Below are 5,804 nucleotides of genomic sequence, written 5' to 3'. Positions count from 1 at the left end.
GGTCGGGAACGTTTAAGCGGCGGGGTTAGGAAACCCCGCCCTACGTTTAGGGAAAGGGCTGGGGTGAGGGGTAAAACGCGGCGGGGATGGGAATCCCCGCCCTACATTAGCGGTGTAGGGGCGCCCTTCCACGGGCGCCCGCGGGCCGACCTGAAGGTCGGCCCCTACGTCATCGCAAATGCGAGGCTCGGGTCGGGATATGGGTTAGGATATAAAAACGGCGGGGACTAAAGTCCCCGCCCTACATTTTGGCACACGTCGGCGGAAGGCTACTCCTTCTCCTCTTTCTTGCCCTCGTCCTTCGGCTTCTCCCCGGCCTCGGCGGGCTTTTCACCCTCGTCCAGATCCTCGGGGACCTCGAACTCGGGGAACTCCTCGTCGTAGTCGCGGCGCTCGAGGATGTTCTCGTCGTCCTTTTTCTTCCGCAGGGCCACGTAGATGAGCGTCTGCCCCGCCTGGCAGGTGGCCAGCAGGTAGCTGGCGAGGATGCCGATGAGGCCGATTATCCCCACGGAGAGGATGATTGAGGCGACGTGGAGCCCGGCGCCGGGCTGGTTCGGGATGAAGCTGTAGGTTTGCGGCTCCAGCACCCAGTATAAGCCCGGGATGTCCAGGAACCAGGGCGCGAATCCATGCTCCTGGCAGCTTTCGAAGAACCGGGTCACGTAAAGCTGGGTCACGTCCACCGGCACTCGCAGGAAGCTGTGGGTGTAGTGCTGGGCCTGGGGCAGGACGTACTGGGTGAAGTCCGTCCCCCACCAGACCCCGAAGACCATCTTCATCATTTTAAGGGCGAAGGCGATGAAGACCAGAAAGATGCCGAAGGCGATGAGGGTGACAAGGAAAAGTAGGAACTCGTAGAGGAAGAGTCTCCATGGCTGGGCGGCCACGGTGGAGAAGAGCTCGAAGATGGTCTCGAAGGTGTCGTTCTTGGTGGTGGCGACGACGGCCGGCGCGATGACCACCCCGACGACGATTATCACCGCGAGGTAGAGGGTGAAGATGGTGACGCCGATGATGGCCGGGAAGAAGAAGGTCGCTATCCAGGCGGAAACCGCGCCCCAGCTTGCGAACCAGCCGATGACGAGTCCGCCGAATACGAGGCCCGCGGCGAGAATGGCCAGGCCGACGGGGGAGAGGACGACGGCGGCGGCGTTCTTGCGGGCGAACCGCCACGCCTCCTTCTTCGAGAAGAAGTCGTTCCCCCGGAGCTGCTCGTAGGTGAGCTTGGCGGTGGCGGTCCCGGCCAGAAGGGCTATCACCAGCGCCCACAGGACGCCCATGGCCCAGATGAGCCACGAGTACCAGGGCACGCCGACGAAGTAGTCGGCGACCTCGGAGCCCGGGCCGAAAACCATGGGGACGGGCAGGGCGCCGTAGTTGAGCCAGATTTCGGCGAAGGAGGCGCCGGCGATCAGGAGCGATGCGTACGCCAGGACGGCGTAACCCACCAAGCCGACGACGAGGCCGGTGAACTGCACCCAGATTTTCTTCGCCGAAAAGCCCAGGCGGGGCGCCCGCACCACGTCGCGGAAATCGAAATACAGCTTACGTAACATGAGGTCCCCTTGGGTTACGCGCTTTCCTTCAAGCCATTAAGCTTACGACCGCGCATGATTATACCAGTCAACCGGTCCCCTTTGGCAACGTTTTTTACACGCCCGCGACGAGGTCGTGCTGGCGGAGGATTTCGGCGGGCGAGGCGGTGGCCACGCCGACCTTGGCGATGACCACCCCGGCGGCCAGGTTCGCCAGGTGCGCCCCCTCGGAAAGGGACGCCCCGGCGGCCAGGGCCAGGGTGAGCACCCCGGTGACCGTGTCGCCGGCCCCGGTGACGTCGAAAACCTCCCGGGCCACGGTCTCGATGACCTCGGCCTCGGCCCCCGGCCCCTCGTAGAGGCGCATCCCCCGCTCGCCGCAGGTGATGAGAAGATTCTGGAGGCCGGTGAGCTCGAAGAGCCGGGCGGCGACGTCGTCCAGCTCCTCGTACCGCCCGCGCCGGCCCACCGCGCCCCCCGCCTCGTGGTTGTTCGGAGTGGCCACCGTCACCCCGGCGTAGGCGGTGAAGTGGTCCTGCTTGGGGTCCACGGCGCTGGGCTTCCCCCCGGCACAGGTCACCAGGTCGCGGATGAGGGCCGGGGAGAGGAGCCCCTTGCCGTAATCGGAGAGCAGGAGGGCGTCGGCCCCGGCCAAGAGCTCCCGCCCGCGGGCGACGAGGTTCGCCCGGACGGCTTCGTCCACCGGGGCGCGCACCTCGCGGTCCACGCGGCAGACCTGCTGCCGGTCGGCCATGACGCGGGTCTTGAGGGTGGTCGGCCGGTCGCGCACGGCGAGGATGTGCCCATGGTCAATCCCGTCGGCTGCGAGCCCGGCGCGCAGCTCCCCGGCGTCCTCGTCGGTTCCGACCACGCCCATGAGGAGCGGAACGCCCCCCAGGGCGGCGATGGTGCGGGCCACGTTGGCCGCGCCGCCCGCCAGCGTCGTCTCCCGCTCAACCTCCACCACCGGAACCGGCGCCTCGGGGCTGATGCGCTCCACCCGGCCCCAGACGTAGCGGTCCAGCATCAGGTCGCCCACGACGAGCACCCGCCGGCCGGGAAGCGAGGCCAGCATCTCCTCGAGGCGTTTATGGGAAAGCGTCCCCTTCAGCGGGCCTCCTCTAGTGCCGGTGCTCGCCGTCTCCGCGGTGCTCGTATGGCTGCCAGCCTTTTATTATCCCGCCCTTGAGGAAGGCCGCGACCGCCTCCCGGACGGTGCCGGATGCGCCGGTGACCACCTCGATGCCGTGGTGGGAAAAAATCTGCGCCGCGGTGGAGCCCATATTGCCGGAAATGATGACGTTCGCCCCCTGCTCTTTGATGAAGAGCGGAACCTGTCCGGGCTGGTGTTCCTCGAAGAAGGGGTTGGCCAGGCAGCGGCACTCGCCCAGTCGGCCGCCCACCTCCTCCACGAAAAAGAAATACGGGGTGTGGCCGAAGTGGCCGCAGACGGGCGAATCCAGCCCGTGGTTCCCCTCGGCGGACACGGCGATCAGTCGTTTCATTGCGCTACCTTTCTCATTCAAAGAAATCCTCAGTTTCTACTTCGGATTTGTTCGTTTTGGCCTGCTTGGTGATGCGGGTCATAGGCAGGTTCGGCAGGTTGCCTTCGATAAGGTCTTCCACGGTTACGATATACACTCGATCATACTCCTGGCCCGTAAGTTTGTTCACGTACTTGGGCATCACCCGAATCTCGTCGAGCATATCCTTCGTCGGCGGCTCCAGGGTGATAAATATCCCCATCGGGGCATTTTCATGATCCAGGACGTGGGAGAATTCCCTGATGTGCGACACCCCGACTTTCCCCGACTTGACTTGAATGTACGCCCTCAACCGTTCAGCCTTCCCCTCTTTACCCAGGTCCACGATATGGCAGTAGCCGTCTATCCCGCTATCGGCACCCCGCTTCTCGAAAAAAACACCGCCAAAGGTGAACACGGCCCACTTCTCGAACTCTTTCCTGACCCGATCCCCCTTGGTCTTTGTGGCCAGCGCTACCGCACCCTCCATATCGCGGGGTATACCGAATATTTCGACCTCGCGGTTAAACTGTTTCGTAGCCTCTTGTAGGCTACCACCACTCTTCTCCAGAAAGTAGTGATCGATAAGGCGCTGCTTGATAAGCTCCACGGCCAGATAGGTTATGTCAATACCGATCCACCGGCGATTCAAATTTTGAGCGACTGCCACAGTGGTTCCACAGCCGCAGTACGCATCCAGCACCAGATCGTTCTTGCGCGTGGCGGAGCGAATGATTCTTTCCAATAACCGTTCCGGTTTCTGCGTCGGATAACCGAGCCTTTCCTTGGCAGCCGGGTTCAACGCCTGGATATCCGACCACCAATCGTTCGGCAACTGACCCTTTTCCAGATAATATTTATAGAGCTCCCCGTTCTTGTAGTTGGTTTGATAGTACCTCCCGTCTTCGTCTTGATGTACCGGTTCGTGCATTGTAGAGAAATTTCGAGGAAGAGATACTTGATCGTATTCGAAGCGATACCCTTCGGTTTTCGAGTACCAGAAAATCGTATCGTGTTTTGAGGGGAACTTTTTCTTTGAGCGCCCACCCGTGTCGTAACACCAAACTATTTCATTTAACATCATCTTTCTTCCGAAAACCGCGTCGAGAATGAGCTTCAGATAATGCCCTGCAGTGGGATCACAGTGTAGATACAGGCTGCCGGTTTTCTTCAATACACGGTGAAGCTCGACAATCCTGATTCCGATGTTGGTCAGATATGCGTAAAGTGCCGGGTTGGTGCGTTTAAGAAGGATATTAAATGCGTTTAAAATGTCGTGCAGAGCGCTGTACCGCTGGGGCTCACCGTCGAAGATGAGCTTCTCCTCGTCGGCGATGCTGCGCAGGCTCCAGGTGTCACTGAAGGCCTCGGTCTGAGCTGTGGCCTCGTCCCAAATCATGTTGTAGTTGCGTTTCGAGTTGAACGGCGGGTCAATGTAAATTAAATCAACGCTCTCGTCCGCGATGTGGTCGCGCAGGATGTCCAGATTGTCGCCGTAGAATAACTTGTTCATATCCCCCTCCGGGCACATTTATTCACCGATCGCCTCGTCCACGAGTCGGCAGATGACGTGGATGCAGGTGATGTGGCCCTCCTGGATGCGGCAGGTGCGCTGGGCCCGGACGACCACGGCCGCGTCGGCCTCCGGCGCCAGTTTCCCGCCGTCGCGGCCGGCCAGGGCCACGACCCGCATCTTTTTTTCCCGGGCGGCCGCCACGGCCGCCAGGACGTTGGGCGAGCCACCGCTGGTGGAGATGGCGACCAGCACGTCACCCTCGCGGCCCAGGGCGCGGACCTGGCGGGCGAAAACCTCCTCGAAGCCGTAGTCGTTGCCGATGGCGGTGAGGCTGCTCGAGTCGGTGGAGAGGGCGACGGCGGGCAGGGGCCTCCGCTCGGTCTCGAAGCGCCCGACGAGCTCGGCGGCGAAGTGCTGGGCGTCGGCGGCGGAGCCTCCGTTGCCGCATAAAAGGATTTTCCCCCCGGCCCGGAGCGCGCCGATGATGATGTCCGCCGCGCGGGTCACCGGACCGGCCAGCTCATCGGCGATTTTTCCGAAATTCTCCGCGGCCAGGCGGAGTTCGCGGGCGGCCAGCTCGTCAGGCCCCATGTCCCTCCAACTCCCGCAGGCAGGCGGCGCAGAAGAGCGGCAGCAGAACCTCGTGGGGACCGACCAGATAGCGGCCGTCGCCGGGGCTGGGCCGGTTCACCACGTTCTCGCTCACCCGATAGGCGGTCGAGAAATCGAAGGCCGCCGTGGTGAACCGCCCGGTCATCCCCAGGTTGCGGGCCACGGAGATAGCCTTCAAAAACACCTCGGGCAGTAGCACCGCCGAGCCCCAGTTCAGATAGCAGCCGCCGAGGGCGTCGCCGGAGCCGCCGAGGCCCGCCGCCTGGTGCGCCAGGATGCGGAAATCGCGCAGGCTGGCCTCGCCCACCGCCGCGCCGTCGCAGTCCGGGTGCATGTGGGTGATGTCGGTGCCCAGGGCCACGTGGACGGTGACGGGAATCATCAGGTCGTAGAGCCGGGCCAGGACGCTGGTTTTTTTATTTTCACCGTCGGATGCGGCGAGCCCCAGCGCCTCGCCGGCCCCGAGCCCCTCCCGCGCCGCCCGGGAGTAGGCCCCGTTGACCAGCGCCGCCGTCTCGCGCGCCATGCCGAAGCGTCCCAGCGGCAACTGCGCCGCCACGTCCTCCGATGTCTTCCCGAAGTGCGCGAGCTCCAGGTCGTGGATGGCGAAGGCCC

Annotated in this window: 6 protein-coding genes; all 6 read right to left on the bottom strand. The window is 63.3% G+C overall.

The annotated features are described in order from the left end of the window. Window positions 1-269: 269 nt before the first annotated feature. The gene (locus tag NTW26_01950) at window positions 270-1,559 is read right to left on the bottom strand and encodes a hypothetical protein (protein ID MCX7021036.1); all 1,290 of its coding nucleotides are present in this window, start codon (window positions 1,557-1,559) and stop codon (window positions 270-272) included. Window positions 1,560-1,653: 94 nt separating this feature from the next. After that, window positions 1,654-2,613, bottom strand: coding sequence for a D-glycero-beta-D-manno-heptose-7-phosphate kinase (gene rfaE1 / locus NTW26_01945; protein MCX7021035.1), 960 nt, complete (start codon window positions 2,611-2,613; stop codon window positions 1,654-1,656). A gap of 46 nt (window positions 2,614-2,659) precedes the next feature. Next, on the bottom strand, window positions 2,660-3,043 hold the full coding sequence (locus NTW26_01940; protein MCX7021034.1) for a NifB/NifX family molybdenum-iron cluster-binding protein: 384 nt from the start codon (window positions 3,041-3,043) through the stop codon (window positions 2,660-2,662). Window positions 3,044-3,056: 13 nt separating this feature from the next. After that, window positions 3,057-4,574, bottom strand: a complete 1,518-nt coding sequence (locus tag NTW26_01935) for a DNA methyltransferase (protein ID MCX7021033.1) — start codon at window positions 4,572-4,574, stop codon at window positions 3,057-3,059. A gap of 18 nt (window positions 4,575-4,592) precedes the next feature. Continuing rightward, the gene (gmhA, locus tag NTW26_01930) at window positions 4,593-5,168 is read right to left on the bottom strand and encodes a D-sedoheptulose 7-phosphate isomerase (GenBank protein ID MCX7021032.1); all 576 of its coding nucleotides are present in this window, start codon (window positions 5,166-5,168) and stop codon (window positions 4,593-4,595) included. Then, window positions 5,158-5,804, bottom strand: a 647-nt coding sequence (locus tag NTW26_01925; GenBank protein ID MCX7021031.1) for a hypothetical protein, incomplete at its 5' end; no start/stop codon positions are given. The genes NTW26_01925 and gmhA, both read right to left, overlap by 11 nt.

This window comes from bacterium (assembly GCA_026398675.1).
Taxonomy (GTDB): domain Bacteria; phylum RBG-13-66-14; class RBG-13-66-14; order RBG-13-66-14; family RBG-13-66-14; genus RBG-13-66-14.
The sequence above is the reverse complement of the archived record's forward strand: the minus strand, read 5'-3'. Positions and strand labels throughout refer to the sequence as shown.